Here is a 2,039-nt window from a genome sequence, read left to right as displayed (position 1 = left end):
CTACGACAAATACGCCACCACCTACCTCGGCGGTGTCCTCCTCGGCTGCATGATCATCCATCACCGCGTCCGCAGTTAGCAGACACGCTCTAGGTAGATCGACTCGTCGGGGGCAGGCAGGTGAAGCACCGGCCAGTCGTAGCGGTGGGCGAGGTCGAGCAGCCCGTTCAGGGACGACGTCTCCACGGCTGTGGCCACCTGCTGATGGTCGGTCACCGTTATGACGGGCTTTGTCAGCCCGGCCAGCGGATCCCGTCGGCAACCGACCAGGCCGACCCCGCCCACAAGCGCGCCGAGCACCACGGCCACTGCGCCCGCGGCACGTACCTGCCACGCGGCCACGGACAGTCCGGCGAAGTCGACGCGCGCACCCCCGCTGGCTGCCGCGGTAACCGTTTCTGTGGCGGTTCGGGTGACCGGGGCTCCGCGGGAGTGGTGCCCATCGTCCAGAACGAGCTGGCCATCCCCGAAGCGGAAGGAGACCGAAGGCAACTGGGGGACAGCGCCTGTGGCTGTCGCGGAGCGTCCGGTGACCGTGGACACCAGGTCCAGTTGCTGGCCGACCCCGGAGGATCCGGTGCGTCGCTGAACTCTGTCGACAACAGCCTGCAGCTGCGCGAGGTCCAGAGTGCCGGTCACCTCGGTAACGCCGTTGCTCACCACCGCGGTGCTGCCCAGGGGGATGAGGCGTTGCCAGCCGTTGGGGCTGCTCAACCGCGCGGCGAGATCCAGTCGGCCCGGCGCCTGTTCGGGGACGTCTCCGGTGACCCGGTACCCGACGCGCACGTCGACACGTGGAGTGAGGGTGGTGAACACCGGGTCCCCGGTGGTGAGTTCGCCACCCTGGTACACCTCGGCGTCGGCCGGCGCCTGGTAGCTCACATCGATCCGGTGGACGACCGAACCGATCACCGCCGGTCCCTCACTGGTCGCGCCACGGAAACTGAGCAGCAGCAGCGCGCACCCGAGAATCACCGCTACTGCTCCGATGAAGCGAAGCGAGGACGCAGGGGGGTGGCTGCCGTTGCGGTGCATCGGGGTTGCCTTTCGGTGTGAACGCCGTCGACGAGCGCCATGCGCCGTCAGGGCCGTCGTGGCGGTGGTCGCCACAGCGATGAGCACGGCGGGCGCCGCGGTGCGGAGTGTGGTCAGCGCAGATCCGATGGTGGGAATGTGCAGCCACAGCCGGCCGATGACCTCATCCGGCGTGATCAGGTCGGGATCGGTCCAGTTGTTGTGGTCCCCGCGGGTCCGCAAGCCGTCTGATTCGGTGCCGATGATCCGGTGGAGCACGACAACATGCAGGGTGCTGCTGCGGTAGGCGATCACATCCCCCACCTGGTACCGGGGCTGCTCGCGCACGAGCGCGAAGTCCCCGGTGTGGAAGGCCGGCAGCATGCTCTCGCCGTGGGTGACCACGTAGCTGGTCTGCCCGCCCAGCGCCGGTGGGGCCAGCAGCGTCCAGGCCGCCGCGGTGAGGAGGGCAGCGAGCATCCAGGTAGCCAGACGGCCCGTGCGGATCGCCGGGAGGCGGGCGCCGCGGGCCGCTAGAAGACGGCCCGCGGTGCCCGAGTTCATCAGCTGACGGCGACGTTGAACGTCGTCGAGCTGGCGGTTGCCTGCGTGTATCCGGTGCAGGAGGCCCCAGTGGTGAGTGCCACCGAGTCATAGGCGGCCAGCGTGCACGTCGTCAGAGCGCCCGTGCCGAACCCGGCAGCGACGGTCCGGCCGGTGAGGTTCCCGGTGAACACCAGGTCCGCGGCGGTGATCGTGGTGCCGTCGGCGCTCAGCGTGTACTTGAGGCTGGTCGCGGTCGCACCGGTGATGGTCGACGAGCCGTAGCCGGCCGTGCTCGCCTGGACGGTGTTGCTGGCCGTCGAGGCGGAGCCCGCCGCGACAGCCAGCCCTGCCACAGCCACCGAGGATGTCCCGCGTTCCGTGGAACTTCGGACATCCTCCCAGCTCGCTCGACCTGCTTCCCGACCGGCTCCAGGCCCACCGGGTAGCGGCGGGTCGACAAGCCGGCGAGCATCCGCTCC

The 2,039-nt window shown here is 69.5% G+C and carries 2 protein-coding genes; both read right to left on the bottom strand.

Translation table 11 applies throughout. From position 1 onward, the window contains the following. Nucleotides 1-75 precede the first annotated feature (75 nt). Nucleotides 76-1,494: a signal peptidase I gene (locus BLW04_RS25295; RefSeq protein WP_175484310.1), complete on the bottom strand. Its 1,419-nt coding sequence runs from the start codon at nt 1,492-1,494 to the stop codon at nt 76-78. Nucleotides 1,495-1,577: 83 nt separating this feature from the next. Continuing rightward, nucleotides 1,578-1,913, bottom strand: a complete 336-nt coding sequence (locus BLW04_RS27255) for a hypothetical protein (protein WP_175484309.1) — start codon at nt 1,911-1,913, stop codon at nt 1,578-1,580. Nucleotides 1,914-2,039: the final 126 nt, after the last annotated feature.

The organism is Modestobacter sp. DSM 44400 (assembly GCF_900107175.1).
Taxonomy (GTDB): domain Bacteria; phylum Actinomycetota; class Actinomycetes; order Mycobacteriales; family Geodermatophilaceae; genus Modestobacter.
The sequence above is the reverse complement of the archived record's forward strand: the minus strand, read 5'-3'. Positions and strand labels throughout refer to the sequence as shown.